Below are 21283 nucleotides of genomic sequence, written 5' to 3'. Positions count from 1 at the left end.
ACCCTCGGCAACCGTGACCGACGACCAGCTCGACGTGGGTGTGGGGCCGTGGCCCGGTGACCCGCCGGACGACCCGCGCTACGACCCGGAGCTGCTCGTCGCCGGTGACCGGCGCAACGTGGTGGACCGGTACCGCTATTGGCGGCGCGAGGCGGTCGTGGCCGATCTGGACCGGCGGCGGCACGAGTTCCACGTGGCGATCGAGAACTGGCAGCACGACTTCAACATCGGGACCGTGGTCCGCAACGCCAACGCCTTCCTCGCCGCCGAGGTGCACATCGTCGGGCGGCGGCGGTGGAACCGCCGGGGCGCCATGGTGACCGACCGCTACCAGCACGTCCGGCACCATCCGACGATCGAGGAGTTCGTCGCCTGGGCGCGGGACGAGAGCCTGCCGGTGGTCGGGATCGACAACCTGCCCGGCTCACGGCCGATGGAGACCGCCGTGCTGCCGCGCCGCTGCGTGCTCCTCTTCGGTCAGGAGGGACCCGGCCTGTCCCCGGTGGCGCGGTCGGCCTGCGACGCGCTCTTCTCGATCGCCCAGTACGGCTCGACCCGGTCCATCAACGCGGGCGTGGCCAGCGGCATCGCCATGCACGCCTGGATCCGGTCGTACGCCGGGCCGCCGCCGGACTGACGCCGCGGTTCCACCACCGGACGGAAATCCCACGCCGGTCGGCCCGCCCCGCTTGACGCCCCGCCGTGCGGGGGCGACGGTGAGGGTGTGACTGTCGCGGTGAGTTGTCCGAGATGCGCCGGGCCGGTACGCGAGCCGGACCTGATGCACGCCGAGCACCGGTGCCTGCGCTGCGGCCCGGTCGCGCCGCTGCACGTGCCCGAGCGCATCAACGACGAGATCATGGCCAGCGTGGTCGAGCGGATGGCGGCCGACCCTGACCCGACCGGCCGGCTCCGGATGCCGCTGTGGTGCCCGTGGCCGCTCCCACCGGGTTGGACGCTCACCGGCGTGGCCTGGGCGGGCGACGAACGCGCTGGAGTCCGGGCCACGCTGGTCGCCTGCGCCGGACCGGCCCCGCTGGACGGTGGACCGGCCGACCTGATCTTCGTCGCCGAGGAACCCGGCATCGGTCTCGGTTCCCGCTTCGCGGGACTGCCCGGCCCCGATCCCGGTCCCCAGGTGGAGGAGGCGTTGACCGATCCCGGCCCTGGTCATCCCGAGCGGCTGCCGCACGCGAAGATCCGCGTGGGCGGCCATCCGACTCCACTGTGGCTCGTACGCTCCGAAACGGATCGAAGCGCGTACGCCGGCGAGGCTCGGGGAATGTGGCTCCATGCGATAGCCTGGCCGGCGAGTGCGGGTCACCTCCTCGCGGAAGAAGTCGTGCTGCACGACCTCACCGAGTGGACACCGCCCGAACTCGTGTACGGCGCACCGTCTCCGTACCTGCACGGACGGGCCTGACCGCCCGCACCGGTGAGTCGGAGAGCGGACGCAGATATTCACGGTAAGACACCATGCTGATACTCTGGGTGCCGCTGCGGTAAACGGACCCGGCGCCGCGCGAGAGGATGGCCCGCTATGGTCAAGAAGGTCCTCACCTGGGCCGGCATCGCATTCTTGATCTTCTTCGTTGCGTACCGGCCCAACTCCGCCGCCGACGTCTTCAAGTCTCTCGGCGGCGGCATCATGGACATCGCGCAGGGCTTCGGCGACTTCTTCACCAACCTCGTCGCCTAGCCGCCCATGGGAAGCCCCTCCGGTCCACCCTTCGACCCGGACGACCCCGACCGGGCACGCCGGGAGCGCGACACCGAGCCGATCCCCCGGATCGACCCGGACGAGCCGACGGGCACCTACGGCCCCGGCCCGTACGCGGACGCGGACGACGCCGGCTACGGCAGCGCGTACACCGGTGAGGGGCGGTCCGGCCGGGCCTGGGCACGGGATCCGGACGGCTTCCCGGACCAGCCGATCTCCGAGGAGGAGCTGGCCGGGCTGCGGTCCGACGCCACCGGCATGGCACCCCGCCGGGTGCTGCCGTTGGAGGACGAGCCCAGCTCGCTCGTGGCGCGTTACCTCTTCCCCACCGAGCGCTACCGGGGCGAGTGGAAGCGGCACTGGATCCACCTCACCACCCCGATCATCGTCGGCGTGGCGGCCACGTTCGTGCTCGGCTACCTCTCCGGCTTCCTCGCCGGGCGGGACGTCGGCGCGCTGACCACCGTCGCCGTGCTGCTCTGGTTCGGCGTGATGGGCTGGGTCGCCTGGAAGGTCGCCGACTGGTGGTACGACCGGTTCATCCTCACCAACAAGCGGGTGATGGTGGTCAACGGGATCATCACCCGCCAGGTCGCGATGATGCCGCTCACCCGGGTCACCGACATGAAGTACGAGCAGAGCCCGACCGGCCGCGCGCTCAACTACGGCACGTTCGTGCTGGAGTCCGCCGGCCAGGAACAGGCACTCCGGGTGATCAAGAACTTGCCCAACCCGAACGAGCTCTACCTGCGCGTGGTCGAGGAGATGTACGAGCCGCAGGCGGTCGAGGCACGGCTGGGCAAGGAGGCCGACGAGGCGAAGGCCGACGACGGAGCTTGAAAGTTTTCGTCCGAACATCGGATGAACTGCACACCTTCCGCCATCGACCTGACCGACCGGGCCGTGGCATCCTGCCAGGCAGGACGGGGGGAGATGAGCGTGGTGAGCAGAGATCCGCTGGAGGAGGAGTTCCGCGAATTCGTCGCGGCCCGGTCCGGCGCGCTGCTGCGCACCGCCTACCTGCTCGCCGGTGACTGGGCCACCGCCGAGGACCTGCTCCAGACCGCGCTCACGAAGACCTACCTGGCCTGGAAGCGGCTCGGCGGGATCGAGGCCATCGAGCCGTACGCCCGCCGGGTCCTGGTCAACACGTCCACCAGCTGGTGGCGGCGCCGCTGGCACGGCGAGCGCCCCACCGAGGTGCTGCCGGAGCACGCCGGCGTCGACGAGATCGAGCAGCAACTCGACCGGGACGCGCTCTGGCGGCACCTGCAGGCGCTGCCCGCCCGGCAGCGGGCCGTACTGGTGCTGCGCTTCTACGAGGACATGTCCGAGGCGCAGACCGCCGCGCTGCTGGAGATCTCCCCGGGCACCGTCAAGAGCCAGACCTCCCGGGCGCTCAACACGCTGCGTCGCCGCCTGGGCTCCGAGGCGGCCCTGAGCCTGCCCGAGCCCGCGTCTCCGCCGCCCGCCCCGGCCGGCCGGCCGGGGCCGCCCGCGCGCGGAAACGAGCAGTCCGTGCCCCGGACCCCGGCGCCGCGACCCGCAGCCCGGGTGCCGCAGCCGGTACCGCCACCGGCGGCCCCGGTCCGCCCCGCCGTTCCGATCCCGGCGGAGAGCCGATGACCGGCATCCGGCACGACTGTGACAACCGGACCGGTGGCCCGGAGCGTCCATTGGCCGTGAGCGACGACGAGCTGGAACGGGCGCTGCGGGAGACGCTGTCCCGCCGCGTCGCCACGTCCCGGCCGCTACCAGTCGACCCGGCCGGAGAGGTGCTGCGCCGGGCGCGCCGCACCGGCCGGCGGCGTACGCTCACCGGCCTGGCCCTGGCCGGCGTCGCCACCGTGTTCGTCACCACCGGCGTGGCCCAGTTCAGCGCCTCCGGCGGCGACGGCGGCACCCCCACAGTCGTGCTCGGCGACCCGCCCGGGCTCACCCCGTCCCCGCTGGCCTCGGGGCCCCCGATCACCCGCTTCGGGCCGGTCCGCGCCGAACTCGACCTGCTCGTCGGCGACCGGCTGGACACCAGCGGCGGCGAACGGCGGCAGCTGACCGGGGTCAGCGGCGTCGAACGGGCGCAGCGCGTCCACGACCGCGAGGGCTGGCTGATGACCTCGGCCGCCACCGCCGCCGGTCGTACCCTCTGGTGGGTTCCGGCCAACGGCACCGCGCCGCAGGTCATGCTCGCCGCCGCGGAGGCGGTCGCGATCTCCCCGGACGGGCGGCAGGTCGCCTGGCGGGACGGCCCCGAGGTGATCGCCGCCGGGGTGGTCGCCGGGCAGCTCATCGCGCCGGTCCGGACCCCCGCGCCCGACGGCGCCGTGCCGGTCGGGTTCGCCGGCGACGCCGTGCTGATCCAGCAGCCCGGCGAGGGCGGGGTGAGCGTCTGGGAACGCGCGCTCGGTGGGCAGCCGGCGCCCGCGAACCCGGACGTGCGCGCCGTCTACGGCACCCGGCCCGACGGCCGCCTGGTCGGCCTGATCACCGCCGACCGGCCCGGGCAGCACTGCCTGGCCCTGCTCGACCCGGCCCGCGACCTCGCGCCGGTGCGTACCGGATGCGGGGTGAAGCTGGCCGCCGACGGACTCGGCGGGGTGTCCGCCGACGGCCGGTGGCTGCTCGCGAACGGCAACGCCCGCTCCGCCCTGCTGGTCGACCTGGCCGACCCGGGCGCGGCGCCGGCCGCGCACCCGGCCGGCCCGGTGCTGGCCGGCGACGTGGCCTGGACCCACGCGGGCGTGGCGCTGCACGTGGACGCGACCGGCGGGCTGGTCCGGGTCAAGCCGGAGCGGGTGCTGGCCGGGGACCGGCCCACGGCGTCGCCTGTCGAAGGGCTGGCGCCGGGGGACCGGCCGGTGGTGGTGGCCGACGTCCCCACCGCTCCGGAAGGCGCGTAGCGTCGGGCGGGTGAGCGATCCGGCCCGCATCGACCTGCACACCCACTCCACCGCCAGCGACGGCACGCTGACCCCGCCCGAGCTGGTCCGGGCCGCCGCCGACGCCGGGCTCGACGTGGTGGCGCTCACCGACCACGACACCACCGCCGGCTGGGCGCCGGCTGTCGCCGCGCTGCCGCCCGGCCTCACCCTGATCCGCGGCGCGGAGATCTCCTGCCGCTGGTTCGGCGTCGAGCCGGCGATCCCGCTGCACCTGCTCGCGTACCTCTTCGACCCGGCCGAGCCGGAACTGGCCGCGGAGCTGGCCCGGGTCCGGCAGGCCCGCGAGGAACGCGGCGAGCGGATCGTGCGGCTGCTCCAGGCCGACGGCATCCAGGTGAGCTGGACGGAGATCCTGGCCGGCGCGGACGGCGGCACCGTGGGCCGCCCGCACATCGCGCAGGCGCTGATCCGGGCCGGACTGGTCGCCACCACGAGCGAGGCGTTCGGGCCGGACTGGCTCGGCGAGCGGTACCGGCTGCCCAAGGACGACATCGAGGTGTTCCGCGCGGTGGCGCTGGTGCGGGCGGCCGGCGGCGTGCCCGTCTTCGCCCACCCGAGAGCCAGCCGGCGCGGCCGGATCGTGCCGGACGAGCTGATCGCGGACCTGGCCGTGGCCGGCCTGGCCGGCCTGGAGGCCGACCACGAGGACCACGACGCGGCCGAGCGGGAGCACGTCCGCCGACTCGCCGCCGAGCTCGGGCTGCTGGTCACCGGCTCGTCCGACTTCCACGGCACGCACAAGACCGTCCGGCTCGGCGCGCACACCACCGGACCCGAGGCGTACGAGCGGATCGTCGCGCTGGCCCGCGGGGTGACCCCTGTCGCTTCGAGCTGAAGCGCTCCGGCGGCACGGCTACCGTGTCCGCGTGGATCTCAAGCTCTTCGGCGAGGTCTTCGTGACCCTGCTGGTGATCGTCGACCCGCCCGGAATGATGCCCATCTTCCTCGCGCTCACCGGGCCGTTGACGGCGCGCGACCGGAACCGGGCCGCCTGGCAGGCCGTGGCGCTGGCGCTCGGGGTCATCGTGATCTTCGCGGTGGCGGGGCAGACGATCCTGGCGTACCTGCACGTCGACCTGCCCGCGCTCCAGGCCGCGGGCGGCCTGCTGCTGATCCTGGTCGCGCTGGAACTGCTGACCGGCAAGTCGGACGACCCGAGCCAGCAGGTCACCTCCAACATCGCGCTGGTGCCGCTCGGCACCCCGCTGCTGGCCGGGCCGGGCGCCATCGTGGCCACCATGCTCTTCGTCCAGCAGGCCGGCGGCGCCGTCGACTACCTGGCCATCGGGCTGGCCATCGTCGCCGTGATGGTCACCGTCTGGGTGGTGCTGCGCTTCTCCGGCGGGATCGTCAAGGTGCTGCGCCCCGGCGGCATCGAGGTGCTGACCCGCATCGCCGGCCTGCTGCTGGCCGCCATCGCCGTGCAGCTCATCGCCGACGCGATCGCCGCATTCGTGACCCAGTACCTCAACAACGCCTGAGCGCTTCGTCCGCTGTCGTACCGGGGTGGCAGGATCTCAGGGGTGCGACGACAGTCAGCAGCCAGTGGCTCCCGGGCTCCCCGACCGCGCGCCGAGCAGTCCGAGCAGCTCGGCTTCGAGGGCATGCCGGAGCGCCTGTTCGTCTGCACACCGAGCAAACTCGGCGCGTACGCGGACTGTCCCCGCCGCTACCGCTACGCCTACGTGGACCGGCCCGCGCCGCCCAAGGGCCCGCCGTGGGCGCACAACTCGCTCGGCGCGAGCGTCCACACCGCGCTGAAGAACTGGTACGCGCTGGCCCCCGACCGCCGCCGCCCCGAGGTGCTCGGCACGCTGCTCAAGGGCACCTGGGTCCGCGAGGGCTACCGCGACGACGAGCAGGAACGCGACGCCTTCCGGCGGGCGCTGACCTGGCTGGAGAGCTACGTGGCGGGCCTCGACCCGGCCGACGAGCCGGTCGGCGTGGAACGGGTCGTCGCGGTGAAGACCGCGGTGCTCGCGTTCAACGGCCGCACCGACCGGATCGACTCGCGTCCCGGCCCGGACGGGCGGCCCGAGCTGGTCATCGTCGACTACAAGACCGGTCGCACCGGCCTCGACACCGACGACGCGCGCGGCTCGCAGGCGCTCGCGCTCTACGCGTACGCGGCCGAGCGGGTGTTCCGCAAGCCGTGCCGCCGGGTCGAGCTGCACCACCTGCCCACCGGCACCGTCGTCGCGCACGAGCACACGCCGGAGTCCCTGCACCGGCAGCTCACCCGCGCCGAGGACACCGCCCGCGACATCATGGCCGCCGAACGCGCGGTGGCCGACGGCACCGACCCCGACGCGGCGTTCCCCACCGAGCCGGGGCCGCGGTGCGGCTGGTGCGACTACCGGCGCACCTGCCCGACCGGCGCGCAGACCCCCGGCAAGGAGCCCTGGTCCGCCGTCGAGCGATTCGCCGACCAGGACTGAGCGCGCGTCGCCGTCAGGCCGCGGCCAGGCGCGCGGCGCGTTCCTTCGCGGCCTGCTGCAACGGGCCCTCGCGGTAGCGCCGGGGCACCGCGGCCAGCGCCAGCCGCAGCGCCCGCGCGCTCAGGTCCGCCGACAGCGCGGTGGTGGGCAGGCCCAGCCCGCCGTAGAGCCGCAACGCCCACGGCGGCAGCATCCCCAGCGCGGTGGCGGCGATACCGAGGTACGCCCAGCGCGGCGGCCCCAGGTTCAGACCGACCCGCGCCGGCAGGCTGACCTTCCACGGGATCGGCGGCGCGGTCAGGAACAGCGCCGTCTCGGCCGCCTCCCGGGTCATCCGCAACTGCGGGCGTACGTCCCGGTAGTAGTCGGCCACCTCGGCGGCGGTGCCCGGCACGTCGTCCGGGTCCAGCCCCACCAGGGCCGCCGACCGGCGCTGCTCGGTGTAGTAGCCGTCCACCTCGTCGTCGGTGAGCGCCAGACCGGCACGCCGGGCGGTGCTCACGAACGACTCGATCTCGGTGACGTGCACCCAGCGCAGCAGCTCCGGCTCGTCGACGCGGAACTCCTCGCCGGTGAACGGGTCGGTGGCGCGCATCCGGGCGTGCCGCGCACGCACCCGCCGCCCGGCCGCCTGCGCCTCGGCCGTGGTGCCGTAGATCGTCGTCCCCACGTACGTCGCCGTGCGGACCAGCCGGCCCCAGGCGTCCGAGCGGTAGTTGCTGTTCTGCGCGACGCCCGCCATCGCACGCGGATGCAGCGCCTGGAGGTAGAGCGAGCGCAGGCCGGCGACGATCAGGATCGGTTCCTCGTGCACCTTCCACGTGACCGAATCCGGACCGAACAGGCCGAGGTCGTCAGTGTCCACCGATCAAGAGTGCCACGGCGTTCGCCGGTCACCCCCGGGTCGGTGTCCTCGGTGCGGCGCCCTCGGTGCTCGCTCAGTCGTCGGCGGAGCGGCGCGACTGGCAGGCCGGGCAGAGACCCCAGAAGGTCACCTCGGCCTCGTCCAGCTCGAAGCCGTGCGCCACGTTCGGGTCGAGGCACGGCGCGCTGCCCACCGCGCAGTCGACGTCGGCGATCTCGCCGCAGCCCCGGCACACCACGTGGTGGTGGTTGTCGCCGACCCGCGCCTCGTACCGCGCGGGGCTGCCGGCCGGCTCGATCCGGCGGGACAGCCCGGCTCGGGACAGCGCGCCGAGCACGTCGTAGACGGCCTGGGTGGACACGGAGTCGATCCGCTGACGGACCCGGCGGGTGATCTCGTCGACCTCCAGGTGCCCACCGGCGGAGAGCACGTCCAGCACGGCGAGACGCGGTCGCGTGACCCGTAGGCCCCTCGACCGGAGCAGTTCCTCACCCGTGGACATGAATCCATGACAGCACGCAGGTGACAGGCCGACAAGCGAGCGTGCTCGCGGGTGGCCGGGGCCACAGGTGAACCGGCGGGGCCGCGTCTGCGTGTGTGGGGTTACACAGCCTCGCGACGTACGCTGTGCGCGCCTAACCACCCACTCGCCGGAGGTGTCGGTGTTCAGGGAATTCAACGGTCTGCCGCTGCACGTGCTCGTCATTCACGCGGTGGTGGTGCTCGTGCCGCTGCTGGCGCTGTTCGCCATCGCGTACGGATTGCTGCCGCGCTGGCGGCACCGGCTGGACTGGGCGGTCGCCGCGCTGGCCGTGATCACCCCGGCGGTCGCCTGGGTCGCGACCGAGTCCGGCGAGGAGCTGGAGGGGATCCTGCGCGCGAAGGGCTACCCGCCGGACCGGCTCCAGCAGATCAGTGAGCACGCCGAGTACGGCGACACCCTGTTCTGGTTCTCGCTCGGTCTCGGCGCCGCGGCGCTGCTGCTGGTGCTGTCGGCGAGCAGGTTCGCCCGCGCCCGGAACCTGCCCCGCTGGCTGCCGATCGTGCTCACCGTCGCGGTGGCGGTGCTGGCGGGCTTCGCGCTCGTGTACGTCTACCTGACCGGTGACAGCGGCGCCAAGATGGTGTGGGACGGCATCGTCTGAGCGTTGCCGCTCAGAACAGCAGCCGCGAGCAGAGCAGGCAGGTGAGCAGCACCAGCACCACGGCGACGACTGCCCCGACGCCGTAGGTGAGCCGCTGCGCGCGCTGCTCCGCCTGATCCATCGCGGCCATGTCCTGCGGCGGAAGCCGGCGGGGCGGCGCCGGCTGGACGTGCACCGGTGGCCGCCAGCCGGGCGGCGGAGGCGTGCTCGGCGGCGGTCCGGCGTAGCCACCGGCAGCCGGGTCACCGGCGGACCGGCCCGGCCAGGGCCCGCCGGCCACCGTCCAGCCGCCGGTCGACTCCGGCTTGGCCCACGGGCTCTCGGTGGCCGCCTCGCGCGACCACGGGCTGTTCGGCCCGGACGCCCCGGAGGTGTCGGCGGCGGTGACTCCCGTTCCAGCGGCGCCGACCCCGGTCGGCTGGCTCCCGGCTTCGCCGGGTCCGGGCGCGTCCCACCCGGCGTGGTCGGCCGGGCGGCCCACGGGTCCGGAATCGGCGGGGTCGCCCACAGGCCCTGGGTCGGCCTGGCCGGAGCCCGACCCGCCCGGGCGGGACGCCCCGGCGTCGTTCTCCTCGCCCGTGGCCTGTTGCTCCGGGCGTCGCCAGGTCTCGTCGTCGGGGCTGCCACCGCTCGGCGTCGTCACGCCGTCCGACGCTACCAACGCCCCGGCCGGTCGGCCGCCCGACACCGACACCTCGGCGCGTACCTCTTGGCGGCGGGGCTCCGACCCGCTGCCGGGCCCGACGAGATCGAGTGGCCGTTCAGGGTTGCCCCCGGTCTTTGTCTGGCTGTTCGGGATCACAGTGCAGTCCGCGCCGGGCTGTTCCCGATCGCAGCCCTGGCGGCGCCGGACGTCGCGGGGTCGAGGTGGCCGCCGTTCCGGCGGTATCGTTGCTGCTCGTGACCGACCCCGGCATCCGGGCACCGCGCGGCGACGACGACCGCGTGGTCGACCTCAGCGAAGACTTCGTGGTGCTGCCCGAACAGACCACCGACGACACCGACCGCGGCTGGGGCGAGCGCCCCGGCGGCAACGACGACTGGCTGCTCGCCGAGCGCCCGCCGCACTGGGACTGACCGCGGCTCCGCGTCACCCGCGTACGACCACGGCGAAGCGGCTGCCCTCCGGCAACCCGACCGCCCGGCGCGCCTGCTCGGGCGGCAGCGCCAGGTAGAGCGCGGAGGACCCGTCGACCGCCCCGGCGGCGCCGACCACGTCGAGCACCAGCGCACGCGGCGCCAGCAGCGTGGGGTCAGCCGACCCGCCGGCGGGCACCACCATCAGATCGACCCGGGCACCTGGACGCAGCACCGCGAGGGCGGCCGGCTCGGCCAGCCGGATCGGCACACCGACCGCACCGGCCGGCAACGCGCGTGGCCCGTCGGGCGGCGGACCGGCCGGCGTCGTCGAGGCGGCCGGGGGAGCCCCGGGTTGGCAGGACGGAGGTGTCTGGAGCACCGCCGCGGCCAGTCCCAGCAGCACCGCGACGAGTGCCACCCGCAGGAGCGTCCGGCGCTGCGGCAACCCGCGCCAGCGGACCGGACGTAACGTCGCCTCGCCATCCGCCACCGCTGCCTCCCACCGTCGGCCAACCATCCGACCCGCAGGCTAGGGCCGAGCCATCGTCGCCCGCGGCCCCACCGCTTGCCCCTGTGGATAACCCGCCGTCCTGTGCACAACCGCTGCCCGGGCGGGGTCCGGCGCCACCACTTCGGGGAGGTGGTCACATCCGGAGTGGCCGGGGCCGCCAGTTCGGGGAAGTGGCGCTATCCGGGCGAGCTGATGCAGCAACCTCGCCGAGGTGGTGAGCAGCGCGCGAGTGGTCGGGAGCGGGCGCTCCATCGTGCGGGGCGGCCATACGCAACGTGGCCGCCCCCGAACGGGACGGCCACGAGCGCGAAAGCGTTGGTCAGGAGGAACTGGACGCCGCCGGCGCCTTGCTCGCCGTCGACCCGGAACCCGAACCAGAGCCGGAACCCGAACCAGGGCCGGAACCGGACGACCCCGATGAGGAGGACGAGGACGAACCAGACGACGTCGAACCGGACGACGAGGACGACTCGGACTTGGCCGGCTTGTTCGCGGCGCTGCTCCCGTTGTCGGACCCGGACGTACGGGAGTCCGTGCGGTAGAAGCCGGAGCCCTTGAACACGATGCCCACCGAGTTGAAGAGCTTTCGCAGCCGCCCCTCACACGCCGGGCACTCGGTCAGCGGGTCGTCCGAGAAGGACTGCACCGCCTCGAGCTGGTGGCCGCACGCGGTGCAGGCGTACTGGTACGTGGGCACGTTCTCCTCCGGATCTTGGCACGGCCTGTTGGCACTCGTGGTATTCGAGTGCCAATGGTGCGTCATGACCCCCGGGTTCGTCCAGCGGAAGCGCCCGGGCCCACACCCGGGACGGCCACCAACCCGTCCGCCGGAGTGATCACACAGTGCACCGGGCGGTCGTGCGGCTGGGCGGGGACCGCCTCGACCAGCTCGCCGTCGTGCAGGAGAGCCACCGTCGGCACGGTGGCGGGCACCCGGGCGAGCGCCCGGTCGTACGAGCCGCCGCCGCGGCCCAGCCGGATGCCCCGGCGGTCCACCGCTACCGCCGGCACCACTACGAGTCCCGCCGCGGCCACTGCGGCGCGGCCCCGGGTCGACGCGGTCGGCTCGCGCATGCCCCGGCCGGCGGCGCGCAGCGACTCCCGCCCGGTGTAGGGGGCCCAGTCCAGGTCCTGGTCGTCGCAGAGCACCGGCAGCAGCAGCTCGGCGTCGGGCGGCAGCGCGGCCCGCAGCACCTCGGGCAGGTCGTCCCCGCCGGGCTCGGAGGCGACCGGCACGTACGCGCTCATCCTGGCCGGTCGCAGCCGGCGTACCAGGGTCACCAGCTCGGCCTGGACGGCGGCCGCCGCGACCGCGCGCTCGGGCGCGGACAGCGACCGGCGGGCGGCGAGCAGCGCGACGCGCATCTTCTGCTTCGCATCGTGCGCTTCATCCGAAAATTCCGGCACGCAACACTCCTGACGCAACGCTTGCCTAATGGTCGCTCTGTGTCAGCATCGCACCAAGGGGCGCGGAACTTCCGGGGGGAAGCTTGACGCTACGCGGGCGGTTGACGGCAGCCTTCCTCGCGGTGGTGCTCGGCCCCGTCCTGCTCGGCGCGCTCTTCGTCGGGGCGACGTTGAGCGCCGTCGACCGGAGCCGCGCCACCGAGCGACTGGGTCTGGCCGCGGCCGGTGTGCGTACCTCGATCGACGCGCTCTGCCAGCAACTGCGCGCGGCGGCCGACGCGGCCGCGCTGGTGGCCGACCCGGTCGCCCGGCCGCGTGCGGCCGACCAGGTGGTCGGCCGGGGGCTCGCCGCCGGCGTGCTGATCGCCGACGCCGCCGGCCGCACCAGCTACGCCACGGCGGGCGGTCCTCCCGGGCGCTGGCAGGACTGCGCCGGCGCCCCCGCCACCCCGATCGGCGCGCTCTCCGCCCAGGTGCGGCTGCGCGACCCGGCCGGCGCCGACCTCGGCGCGGTCGCCGCCGCGCAGCCCGTCGACCGGGCCTTCGTGGCGCGGCTCGCCGCCGTCACCGGCGTCGCGGTCACCCTCCTCGACGCCCCCGGGCAGATCACCCACACGACCGAAGAGCAGGGGGTACGCGCAGCGGTGCTGGCCGCCGCCGGCAAGGCGCGCGGGAACGGCGTGGCCGGGACGGGCGACGGCCGGTACGTGCGCCGGGTGGGCCCGATGCCCGGTCAACCGCTGCCGCTGGTGCTCTCGATTCCCGGCGAGCGCCCACCCGGCCTGTACGGCGCGCTGATCGCGGCGGTGGCGCTGGCCGCCCTGCTGGCTGTGCTGACCGCGTGGCGGCTAGCCCGGGTGACCACCCGGCCGCTGGGCGAGCTGGCCGGGGCGGTGGTCCGGGTGGCGCAGGGCGACCTGAGCGCCCGGGTCCCGGTGCGCAGCCGGGACGAGATCGGGCGGCTGGCCAGCGCGTTCAACCGGATGGCCCGGGAGACCGGCAGTTACGTGGCGGCGCTGACCAGCAGCCGGGACCAGCTGCGCAACCACCTCGCCGTGCTCGGCGACACGCTCGCCAGCACGCACGACCTGCAACGCATCCTGCGGGTGATCCTGGACAGCGCGATCGCCGCCACCGGCGCCCGGGCCGGCGCGGTGCTGCTCGTCGACGCCGAGGGCGTGCTCGTCGGCCGGTGCGTCGAAGGGCTGACCGGACGCTGGCCCACGAGCGACCCGGCCGACCCGGCGACGCTGCGGGTCGCGGTCGGCGCCGGGGTGCTCGGCGCGGTCGCCGCCACCGGTGAGCCGCTGCGCGGCAGGTGGACCCCACCCGACGCCCCGACCGGGGAGCCGTCCTGCGAGACGTACGTGGCGGTGCCGTTCGCCACGCCCGGCGGCGCCGAGTCGCGCGGCCCGGACCGTCCCGGCCACCCGCCCGCCGACGGCGACCCGCCCGGCTCGGCCTGCGCCGCGCTCGGCGTGCTCGTGCTCTACGACCGGCTCGGCGGTCCCGAGTTCCACGACGACGACGTGGTGACGCTGCGGACGTTCGCCGGGCACGCGGCGGTCGCGGTGGAGAACGTCCGGGTGCACGAGGAGGCGCAGCGGCTCTCCCTCACCGACCCGCTGACCGGGTTGTGGAACTACCGCTACCTGCGCGAGTCGATCCGCCGGGAGGTGGAGCGGGCGAACCGGTTCGGCCGGATGCTCAGCGTGCTCGCGCTCGACCTCGACCGGTTCAAGCGCGTCAACGACACCTGGGGGCACGCCGCCGGGGACGCCGTGCTGGTCGAGTTCGCGCGCCGGGTACGCGGCGTGATCCGCGAGGTGGACCTCGCGTTCCGGCAGGGCGGCGAGGAGTTCGTGGTGCTGCTGCCGGAGACCGACGCGCGGGGCGCCACGATCGTCGCCGAGCGGCTCGGCGCGGTCGTACGGGACCAGCCGGTGACTGTCGAGGGAAGCACCGACGAACCGGTGCACGTGCCGGTGACCGTCTCCATCGGCATCGCCGTCTACCCGGACCACGCCGTCGACGGCCAGCAGGTGCTCGACGCCGCCGACGACGCGCTGTACGCGGCGAAGGCCGCCGGACGCGACGGCTACCGGCTGGACCCCGCGCCCGATCCGGTTCCCACCCAGGAGATCCCGGTGGTGGCCGTGACCGTCAGCCCGCCGGACGGGCTGCCCCAGGCGGGCACGGCGGACGCGCCGGGCACCGTCCAGGGCGGCGCGTCTTCCGGTCCTCACCCGCCGCGGCAGAGCCGTGGCCGATAGTCTCGCGACATGTCGGAGCACTCAGCGAACCCCTCAGCGACCCGCGGTCGCTCCCGCGCGGTCAAGGCCGTGATCCCGGCCGCCGGCCTGGCCACCCGGTTCCTGCCGGCCACCAAGGCGGTTCCCAAGGAACTGCTGCCGGTCGTCGACCGGCCGGTGCTGCAGTACATCGTCGAGGAGGCCGCGCAGGCCGGCATCGACGACATCCTGCTGATCACCGGTCGCGGCAAGACCTCGATGGTCGACCACTTCGACCGCCGGCCCGACCTGGAGGAACGGCTCGCCAAGAAGCCCGAGCTGCTGGCCGAGGTCAAGCGCACCGAGGAACTCGCAGCGATCTACACGGTCCGCCAGCCGGAGCAGCTCGGCCTCGGCCACGCCGTCGGGTACGCCGAGTCGCACGTCGGCGACGCGCCCTTCGCGGTGCTGCTCGGCGACGAGTTCGTCAAGCCGTCCGAGCCGCTGCTGCCGGCCATGCTGGAGCTCCAGGCCCGCACCGGTGGCGTGGTGCTCGCCTTCTTCGAGGTCGACCCGGCCGAGACCAGCCGCTACGGCATCGCGTCGGTCGAGCCCGCCGAGTCGGAATACGGCGACATCGCCGAGGTCGTCAAGGTCACCGGCATGGTGGAGAAGCCCAGTCCGGAGGAAGCGCCCAGCAACCTGGCGGTCCTCGGGCGATACGTGCTCCCGGGGAAGATCTTCGACGCGATCCGGCGTACCGACCCGGGCAGCGGAGGCGAGATCCAGCTGACCGACGCGATGGAGCTGCTGCGTACCGAGGGGGTGCCGGTGCACGCCATCGTCTACCGGGGCACCCGCTACGACACCGGCATGCCGCTGGGCTACCTGCAGACCGTGGTGCAGATCGCGGCCGAGCGGGAGGACCTGGGCGCCGAGTTCCGCAAGTGGCTGGCCGAGTTCGTCAACAACGGCGACGAGACGGTCACGGCGGCGGTCCTCAACGGCATGCGTGACGCGTCCGGCGGTGCCGATACATGACCGCGACGGCCGACGCCGAGGCGGCCGCGAACGAGTTGACGCCGCTCGCCGACTACCTGGGCAGTGTGCTGCGCAGGTTACGCGCGCTGCCTCCACTCGACCTCGACCTGACCCAGGCGTACGGCAACGTGCTCGCCGAGGACGTGGTCGCCCCGCACTCGTACCCCGCCTTCGACCAGGCGGCGGTGGACGGGTACGCCGCGCGCTGGGAGGACATCTCCGGTGGGAGTCGGGGGCCGGGCTACGTCCCGGCCCCCTCCGGTATGCCCGGCGGCCGCAGCATCCGGCTCAACGTCGTCGGTGACCTGGGCGCGGCGAGCTGGCGGCCGGTTCGGCTCACCCCCGGATCGTGCTTCTCGGTCGCGGCGGGCGCGCCGCTGCCGATCGGCGCCGACGTGGTCGTCCCGGTGGAGTGGACCGACCAGGGCATGGCCGCCGTCGAGATCTTCCGCGCCCCCAAACGGGGGTACGGGCTGCGCCGCGCCGGGGAGGAACTGGTCGCCGGCACACTGCTCGCCCGCGCCGGCGCGTACGTCTCACCGGCGCTGGTGGCGGTGTTCGCCGCCACCGGCATCGGGCACGTCGTGGTGCGGCCCAGTCCGCGCGTGGTCATCGTGGCCACCGGCGACGAACTGGTCGACGTGGGCCGGGGCAGCCAGCCCGGGCAGGTGGTGGACACCAACTCGCACGCGCTCACCGCTGCGGCGGCCGAGGCGGGCGGGCTCGCGTACCGGGTGGGGATCTGCGACGACGACCCGGAGGCGCTGCGCGGCCTGCTGGACGACCAGACGCTGCGGGCCGACCTGATCATCACCACCGCCGTGACCGGCACCGGCCCGGGCGACATGGTCCGCCGCATCCTGTCCCGCCGCGAGGGCGGCCGGGCCGGACCGGTCACCTTCACAGAGGTGGCCCTCTATCCGGGAACGGCTCTCGGGTTCGGTACGGTCGGCGCCGAGGAGGTGCCGGTGGTGTGTCTTCCCGGTGAGCCCGGCGCGGCGCTGATCGGCTTCGAGGTGCTGGCCCGCCCGGCGATCCAGCTGCTGGCCGGCGCCGAGCCGGTGTTCCGGCCGAGCGTCCGCGCGCACCTGCTGGAGACGGTCTCGTCCCCGGTGGGGCTGCGCGAGTTCCGGCCCGCGCACGTGGCCGAGCGGCGTGGCGGCGGGTACACGGTGCAGCCGCTCGCCGGTGGCCCGTACACGCTGTCCGGCCTGTCCGACGCGAACGGCCTGCTGGTGCTGGGCGAGCGGGTCACCACCGCCGCCGCGGGGTCCACCGTCGACGTGCTCCTGCTGGACCGGCGCCGGTGAGCGCGAGGAGTGAGCTTGCGAGCCCCGCAGTCGCGAGCGAAAGGCCGGCTCGGTGAGCGCGAGGAGTGAGCTTGCGAGCCCTGCAGTCGCGAGCGAAAGGCAAGCTCGGTGAGGTTCTGGCGGGCTCCGGGGTGGCCGGCGGTGCTCGTGGACGGCCCGGTGGTGCTGCGGCCGTACCGGCGCTCGGACGCCGGCGCCTGGTCGGAGATCCGGCGCGCGAACCGCGAGTGGCTGGCGCCGTGGGAGTCGCACGTACCCGGCGGCTGGTACGAGACCAACTCGCCGGCGGCGTTCCGGCTGGTCCACGCGGACCAGCGCAAGTCCGCGCGCAGCGGTGAGGGCATGCCGTTCGCGGTGTGCCTGCGGGAGGACGGCCGCGAGCGGCTGGTCGGCCACGTCAACATCGGCAGCATCGTGCGGCGGGCGTTCTGTTCCGGGTACGTGGGCTACTGGGTGGACTCCCGGGTGGCCGGCCGGGGCGTGATCCCGACCGCTGTCGCGCTCGCCGTGGACCACGCCTTCGGACCCGGTGGCCTGCACCGGATCGAGGTGAACATCCGGCCGGAGAACATGCCGTCCCGCCGGGTCGTGGAGAAGCTCGGCTTCCGCGAGGAGGCCTATCACGTGCGCTACATGCACATCGACGGCGCGTGGCGCGACCACATCGGATACGCGATGACCGGCGAGGAAGTCGTCGCCGAGGGCGGCTTGCTGGCGCGGTGGCACCGCGTACGTGACAACCGCCGCTGACGCGCCCGCACGGCGCGGCGCACTGTGAACTGGGTCGACGGCCCGTAACCTCAAGTAACTGCAAGCTGCGGCAAGCGCTGCCCGCCCGCATGAAGTGCGCCGTAAACGACGGCCGACGGAACAAGTTGCGGCGGGCGGCGCTCGCCGGAGAACTTTGGTGACGGGAGGGGTGAGGGTGCCCACGTCGGTGCTCCTCGCCGTCCTCGCCGCCGCCGGTCTGCTCGCCCTCGCTCCGGCGCTGGTCCGCCGGTACGACGCCACCGAGCGGCTGGTGGCGGAGCGGGCGCAGTCGACGGCGCGGGTGCTCCAGCGCCAGCGTCGACGGCGCACCGTGCCCGGGCGACGGCCGCTGCACCCGCCGCGCTCCCTCGTTGTGACCCTCAGTGAAGACTCCGACACGGGTAGTCTCGCCCGCCCGGTCTCCGCGCCACCGCTGCGCCGCCGTTCCGGCCGGCTCCGGCCCGTCTCCGCCGTCCCGGCCCAGTCCCGCCGACGGAACTCGCCCCGGCGGCGGCACACCCCGGCGATCTACCGCCGGCGCCGGGTGCTCGCCGCGCTGCTGCTGCTCAACCTGGTGGAGCTGGGCGGCGTGGTACTTGTCGGACCCGGGTTCTGGATCAGCGTCTCGGTCACCGGCACGCTGCTCGTGGCGTACGTCGTACACCTGCGGCAGCGTGCCCTCGCCGAACGTCGGCGGCGGCGCGCGGACGCCCGGGAGGCGGCCTGGCTGGCCGCCCGCCAGGCCGAGGTGCGCCGCGAGCAGGCCCGGCGCGCGGCGGCCCGGCGGGAGGCGCAGCGCCGGCTGGCCGCCCAGCGCGAGGCGGTCCGGCGTACGGCGATGGGGCTGGACCGTCCCGCGGACCTGCCGCCCGCAGCGAGCGGCGGCTCGGTGTCCTACCGGCGGGCGGGTGGCCTGCGCGGACGCCCCTACCAGTCCGGCCGAGGCGCCTGACGCCCTCGCCCGGCGCGGCCTTCGTCGCCCGCGGCGGGCGATCTTGGAAGAAATGGGTCGCTCTGGGAGCCGCTTTCTTCCAAGATCTACGTGGGCGGTGGGGCGGTTCGCGTCGTGGGGGCGCTACCTGTTAGCCTTGTCGCCGGCCCACCCGGTGAAAGCTGGGTGGGACCGACGCCGGTTCGCCGGCGGAGGGGCTGTGGCGCAGACCGGTAGCGCACCTCGTTCGCATCGAGGGGGTCAGGGGTTCAAATCCCCTCAGCTCCACCCAGTTCAAAGGCCGTTTCCCGTGATGGGAGACGGCCTTTTTCGAACCCGCTCGCGTCAGTCGAACAGCTGGTCGAGCGCTTTCTGTTCGAGGTCACGCCAGCGCTGGACGTCCTTGAGCGCCTTCGCGATCTCCTTCTCGTCGAGGTGGTGGGCGCCCTCCTCACGGATGCACGCGACGCTGAACGGCCTGCCGACCGACGGCGAGGTCTGCTCCAGCGCCTCCAGCACCCGTACCACGCCCACCACGCCGTACTCGACGGTGCGCGTAGTCATCCGGAAGTGGGACAGCAGCGCGCCGGCCTGCTGGGCCATCGGCGCGCCGGAGCCGATGGCGTGGAAGCCCACGTCCTCGTAGCGGCCGATGAGCCCGTTCGGGTTGATCTCCACGATCCACGGCCCGCCCTGGCTGAAGCCGGCCGCGAGCAGGTACGCCGACACCCCGCCGCCGGAGCCCTCGCCGGGCACGTCCGGGATGTAGTTCTCGTAGTGCTTCTTGAAGACGGGCAGGACGCGCTCCTGCAGCTCGCCGCCGATGTCCGGCGCTTCGAGGATGGCGGTGGCCGAGTCCTGGAGGAGGGGGCGCAGGTCGTTCAGCACTCCTCGCGCGCCGCTGCCGCCCCAGGCGGCGCAGTCGCCGAGCGGGTGCAGCTTCTGCGCGGGGAAGCTCAGACCGCGGTCGCTCTCGGTGATCTGGGAGTCCGCGCCGATCACCACCCCGTCGCTGCAGACAACGGCGAGTACGACGGTCATGGGGTCCTCCTGTGCAGGGGTGCGGGGTTGGGGCGCGAGGTACCCGGCATCCCGCCTGCCTACACCCGGCAGGGACGTCCGTGTGGCGGCTGACACCGGTCACAAGCCGGCGGTGCCCAGAATCAGACTGGGCGGTCCCGGTGAAGGCGCCACCCGGCAAACCCAGCGCCCGACAGCAGGGCGGTGGCGGCCACGAGGTTGAATACCGCGACCCGCTGCGCGCCGTGGTTCTCGGCGTCCTCCACCCCCGGCGCGAGGTCGTCGGGGTTGTAGCGGATGCGTACTCGATCGCCCTCGTCGAGCTCGGGGCTGCAGCTCGTGCACTCCGCGCTCAGGGGTTCGCCGCTACGAGGTGTGAACTCCACGGTGACCTTGCTGGCGCGTCCATGACGGTCGACGTCGACGACTGTGGCGTCTGTGGTGAGGCCGCGGTTCGCGAGGCCAATCGCGGTCGTGCCGTTATAGAAGGCGGCGCAGCACATGAAGGCGGAAGAAGCGGTGAGGATGATCAACGCGCCAATCAGCTTGCGTTGTCGCGGGTGAAGTTGTTCCCAACTTTCGTCCACGTCGCGATGCTAAGCACCGACGTCAACGGTGATGCGCTACGACGACGGCTCGTGGAAGTAGACGGTGGCCGCGGTGAGGAAGAACGTGACCGCGTACGTGAACCGGCCTGCCTCGACCGCCTCGTCGAACTGCTCCTCGAACGCGCGGGCCTCGGCAGGGTCGAGTACGCCGCGCTGAGCCGCCGTACCGGCCCAGCTGCGCAGGCCGAGAACGTTGTCGGCGGCGTTCGGGTTCCGAACCAGCAGCGTCCGGGGCTCGACGGTGACCTCGGCCAGGCCGAGCGTGGCGAGAATGCCGGCGTGCTGGTGAGCCAGGGTGCCGTTGCGGAGCATGACGTCGGCCCGGAATCTCAGCACGCGCCGGGCCAGATCCTGGTCGGCGATGTCGAGTACCTGCGTGTCGTAGTCGGGGTCGGCGAGAACTATCCGGCCACCCGGGCGGACGACCCTGGCGAGTTCCCTGATCGCGGCGCGGGGATCGGCGAGGTGCTGCACGGTGCGGTCGGCCCAGGCGCCGTCGATCGAGTCGTCGAGGAACGGCAGCCGGTGGGCGTCGGCGACGGCGCACCGGGTCAAGCCACGGGCTCGCATGGCCAGAGCCATGGTCAGGGAGCGATCCACCGTCAGCACGGTGACGTCGTGATCGTCCCTCAGGCGGACCGCGCTCGCCCCGGTGCCCGCACCGACGTCGAGGTAGCGCCGGCCGGACGACGGGCGGAGCAACTCGCGTACCCGCTGCTGGTATGCCTGGTAGAAGGGCTCGCCGGTCAGGCGGTCGAGCACGCCCACCCACGATTTCGGGTCCGGCTGCCGGTCGACATCGGTGAATCCGTGCACGGACTGGAGCCTATTGCGCCGCTGTCGGTTGATCCCGCAGCGCCGACGCGCGTCAGCGGGGCCGCTTGTCCTCGACGTGGACGACGGTCAGCTCATGGCCGTCTCGATCTCGCTTGCTGCGCCCGTACAGACCGACAGCCAGGTCGCTGTCGTCCGAGACCTCGTCCGGGCCGACGTAGGTCAACACGTCGTTGTGATGGCCGTAGACCGCCCAGCCGGGGCCGGGATCGAGCGTGACGGTACCGAAGTCCGCAGACGGCGAGCCGACGTGGACGGGGCCGTACTCGCGCAGGATCTCGACGGCCTGTGCGGCGAGGTCGACGCCCGGCGCGGGGTCCGGCAGGACGACGCACGTGCCGTGCGCGAACACGACCCAGGACTTGCCGTCTCCCAGGATGATGCGACGCCAGGTGTCGGCCAGGTTGTCGTCGGACATGAAGCTGATCATTGCCGAGTCCGTGCGCCGTC

26 protein-coding genes, 1 tRNA gene and 1 pseudogene are annotated in these 21283 nt (G+C 73.7%); 18 read left to right on the top strand and 10 right to left on the bottom strand.

What is annotated here, in order from left to right; all coding sequences use genetic code 11:
* Positions 1-13: 13 nt before the first annotated feature.
* The 9 genes from BAW75_RS13755 to BAW75_RS13720 all read left to right on the top strand — a co-directional run bounded on the left by BAW75_RS13755 (position 14) and on the right by BAW75_RS13720 (position 7100).
* On the top strand, positions 14-637 hold the full coding sequence (locus BAW75_RS13755; RefSeq protein ID WP_043326883.1) for a TrmH family RNA methyltransferase: 624 nt from the start codon (positions 14-16) through the stop codon (positions 635-637).
* A 99-nt stretch (positions 638-736) separates the two neighbouring features.
* Positions 737-1423, top strand: a complete 687-nt coding sequence (locus BAW75_RS13750) for a TFIIB-type zinc ribbon-containing protein (RefSeq protein WP_307189064.1) — start codon at positions 737-739, stop codon at positions 1421-1423.
* A 117-nt stretch (positions 1424-1540) separates the two neighbouring features.
* Entirely contained in the window at positions 1541-1699 is a 159-nt protein-coding gene (locus tag BAW75_RS32330) for a hypothetical protein (RefSeq protein ID WP_013283898.1), read from the top strand.
* A gap of 6 nt (positions 1700-1705) precedes the next feature.
* On the top strand, positions 1706-2560 hold the full coding sequence (locus BAW75_RS13745; RefSeq protein ID WP_104113812.1) for a PH domain-containing protein: 855 nt from the start codon (positions 1706-1708) through the stop codon (positions 2558-2560).
* 93 nt (positions 2561-2653) lie between these two features.
* Positions 2654-3346, top strand: a complete 693-nt coding sequence (locus BAW75_RS13740; RefSeq protein ID WP_043326878.1) for a SigE family RNA polymerase sigma factor — start codon at positions 2654-2656, stop codon at positions 3344-3346.
* Positions 3347-3402: 56 nt separating this feature from the next.
* A complete protein-coding gene (locus BAW75_RS13735; protein ID WP_244206114.1) occupies positions 3403-4620 on the top strand; it encodes a TolB-like translocation protein in 1218 nt (405 codons plus the stop codon).
* Positions 4621-4630: 10 nt separating this feature from the next.
* Positions 4631-5497, top strand: coding sequence for a PHP domain-containing protein (locus BAW75_RS13730; RefSeq protein ID WP_104113810.1), 867 nt, complete (start codon positions 4631-4633; stop codon positions 5495-5497).
* 31 nt (positions 5498-5528) lie between these two features.
* Positions 5529-6143, top strand: coding sequence for a MarC family protein (locus BAW75_RS13725; protein ID WP_043326872.1), 615 nt, complete (start codon positions 5529-5531; stop codon positions 6141-6143).
* Positions 6144-6266: 123 nt separating this feature from the next.
* A complete protein-coding gene (locus tag BAW75_RS13720; protein ID WP_244206117.1) occupies positions 6267-7100 on the top strand; it encodes a RecB family exonuclease in 834 nt (277 codons plus the stop codon).
* A 13-nt stretch (positions 7101-7113) separates the two neighbouring features.
* On the opposite strand, the gene BAW75_RS13715 is transcribed toward BAW75_RS13720, so the two are convergent.
* The gene (locus BAW75_RS13715; protein WP_104113808.1) at positions 7114-7965 is read right to left on the bottom strand and encodes an oxygenase MpaB family protein; all 852 of its coding nucleotides are present in this window, start codon (positions 7963-7965) and stop codon (positions 7114-7116) included.
* A gap of 73 nt (positions 7966-8038) precedes the next feature.
* Positions 8039-8467 carry a Fur family transcriptional regulator gene (locus BAW75_RS13710; RefSeq protein ID WP_030501115.1) on the bottom strand — a complete coding sequence of 143 codons (429 nt, stop codon included), beginning with the start codon at positions 8465-8467 and terminating at the stop codon, positions 8039-8041.
* A gap of 160 nt (positions 8468-8627) precedes the next feature.
* On the opposite strand from BAW75_RS13710, the gene BAW75_RS13705 reads away from it, so the two are divergent.
* Positions 8628-9110: a DUF2231 domain-containing protein gene (locus tag BAW75_RS13705; RefSeq protein WP_043330667.1), complete on the top strand. Its 483-nt coding sequence runs from the start codon at positions 8628-8630 to the stop codon at positions 9108-9110.
* Positions 9111-9120: 10 nt separating this feature from the next.
* Here the strand turns inward: BAW75_RS13705 and BAW75_RS13700 are convergent, their stop codons facing one another.
* On the bottom strand, positions 9121-9753 hold the full coding sequence (locus tag BAW75_RS13700; protein WP_409073733.1) for a hypothetical protein: 633 nt from the start codon (positions 9751-9753) through the stop codon (positions 9121-9123).
* A 257-nt stretch (positions 9754-10010) separates the two neighbouring features.
* Here BAW75_RS13700 and BAW75_RS32325 point away from each other — a divergent pair, with 257 nt between their 5' ends.
* A complete protein-coding gene (locus BAW75_RS32325; RefSeq protein ID WP_166455806.1) occupies positions 10011-10187 on the top strand; it encodes a hypothetical protein in 177 nt (58 codons plus the stop codon).
* A 13-nt stretch (positions 10188-10200) separates the two neighbouring features.
* Here BAW75_RS32325 and BAW75_RS13690 read toward each other — a convergent pair whose 3' ends face one another.
* Entirely contained in the window at positions 10201-10680 is a 480-nt protein-coding gene (locus BAW75_RS13690; protein WP_104113807.1) for a flagellar biosynthesis protein FlgA, read from the bottom strand.
* Between the two features lie 296 nt (positions 10681-10976).
* On the opposite strand from BAW75_RS13690, the gene BAW75_RS32895 reads away from it, so the two are divergent.
* Entirely contained in the window at positions 10977-11243 is a 267-nt protein-coding gene (locus BAW75_RS32895; protein ID WP_244206113.1) for a hypothetical protein, read from the top strand.
* Positions 11244-11257: 14 nt separating this feature from the next.
* On the opposite strand, the pseudogene BAW75_RS32890 reads toward BAW75_RS32895, so the two are convergent.
* Positions 11258-11464 (bottom strand): annotated as a pseudogene (locus BAW75_RS32890) (FmdB family zinc ribbon protein); the annotation flags it as partial.
* Positions 11461-12108, bottom strand: coding sequence for a 5-formyltetrahydrofolate cyclo-ligase (locus BAW75_RS13680; protein ID WP_104113805.1), 648 nt, complete (start codon positions 12106-12108; stop codon positions 11461-11463). The gene BAW75_RS13680 and the pseudogene BAW75_RS32890, both read right to left, overlap by 4 nt.
* Positions 12109-12191: 83 nt before the next feature.
* Here BAW75_RS13680 and BAW75_RS13675 point away from each other — a divergent pair, with 83 nt between their 5' ends.
* The 6 genes from BAW75_RS13675 to BAW75_RS13650 all read left to right on the top strand — a co-directional run bounded on the left by BAW75_RS13675 (position 12192) and on the right by BAW75_RS13650 (position 18659).
* Complete coding sequence (locus tag BAW75_RS13675) at positions 12192-14381, top strand: GGDEF domain-containing protein (protein ID WP_208635247.1); 2190 nt, start codon at positions 12192-12194, stop codon at positions 14379-14381.
* A 9-nt stretch (positions 14382-14390) separates the two neighbouring features.
* Positions 14391-15380 (top strand): UTP--glucose-1-phosphate uridylyltransferase, encoded by a 990-nt coding sequence (locus tag BAW75_RS13670; RefSeq protein WP_043326860.1) that lies wholly within the window; start codon positions 14391-14393, stop codon positions 15378-15380.
* On the top strand, positions 15377-16690 hold the full coding sequence (locus BAW75_RS13665; protein WP_104113803.1) for a molybdopterin molybdotransferase MoeA: 1314 nt from the start codon (positions 15377-15379) through the stop codon (positions 16688-16690). Before BAW75_RS13670 ends, BAW75_RS13665 begins: the two co-directional genes overlap by 4 nt.
* Positions 16691-16798: 108 nt before the next feature.
* Positions 16799-17440 carry a GNAT family N-acetyltransferase gene (locus BAW75_RS13660; RefSeq protein ID WP_030501124.1) on the top strand — a complete coding sequence of 214 codons (642 nt, stop codon included), beginning with the start codon at positions 16799-16801 and terminating at the stop codon, positions 17438-17440.
* A gap of 169 nt (positions 17441-17609) precedes the next feature.
* A complete protein-coding gene (gene sepX / locus BAW75_RS13655) occupies positions 17610-18392 on the top strand; it encodes a divisome protein SepX/GlpR (protein WP_176722722.1) in 783 nt (260 codons plus the stop codon).
* A 193-nt stretch (positions 18393-18585) separates the two neighbouring features.
* Positions 18586-18659 (top strand) — tRNA-Ala (locus BAW75_RS13650).
* Between the two features lie 57 nt (positions 18660-18716).
* Here the strand turns inward: BAW75_RS13650 and BAW75_RS13645 are convergent.
* The 4 genes from BAW75_RS13645 to BAW75_RS13630 all read right to left on the bottom strand — a co-directional run bounded on the left by BAW75_RS13645 (position 18717) and on the right by BAW75_RS13630 (position 21251).
* Positions 18717-19412, bottom strand: a complete 696-nt coding sequence (locus BAW75_RS13645) for an Ntn hydrolase family protein (RefSeq protein ID WP_069087203.1) — start codon at positions 19410-19412, stop codon at positions 18717-18719.
* Positions 19413-19534: 122 nt separating this feature from the next.
* Positions 19535-19978 carry a DUF3592 domain-containing protein gene (locus BAW75_RS13640; protein ID WP_140946572.1) on the bottom strand — a complete coding sequence of 148 codons (444 nt, stop codon included), beginning with the start codon at positions 19976-19978 and terminating at the stop codon, positions 19535-19537.
* Positions 19979-20014: 36 nt separating this feature from the next.
* Positions 20015-20815, bottom strand: coding sequence for a methyltransferase domain-containing protein (locus BAW75_RS13635; protein ID WP_104113802.1), 801 nt, complete (start codon positions 20813-20815; stop codon positions 20015-20017).
* Between the two features lie 52 nt (positions 20816-20867).
* A complete protein-coding gene (locus BAW75_RS13630; protein WP_208635246.1) occupies positions 20868-21251 on the bottom strand; it encodes a hypothetical protein in 384 nt (127 codons plus the stop codon).
* Positions 21252-21283: the final 32 nt, after the last annotated feature.

Source organism: Micromonospora chalcea (assembly GCF_002926165.1).
GTDB classification, from domain to species: domain Bacteria; phylum Actinomycetota; class Actinomycetes; order Mycobacteriales; family Micromonosporaceae; genus Micromonospora; species Micromonospora chalcea.
The sequence above is the reverse complement of the archived record's forward strand: the minus strand, read 5'-3'. Positions and strand labels throughout refer to the sequence as shown.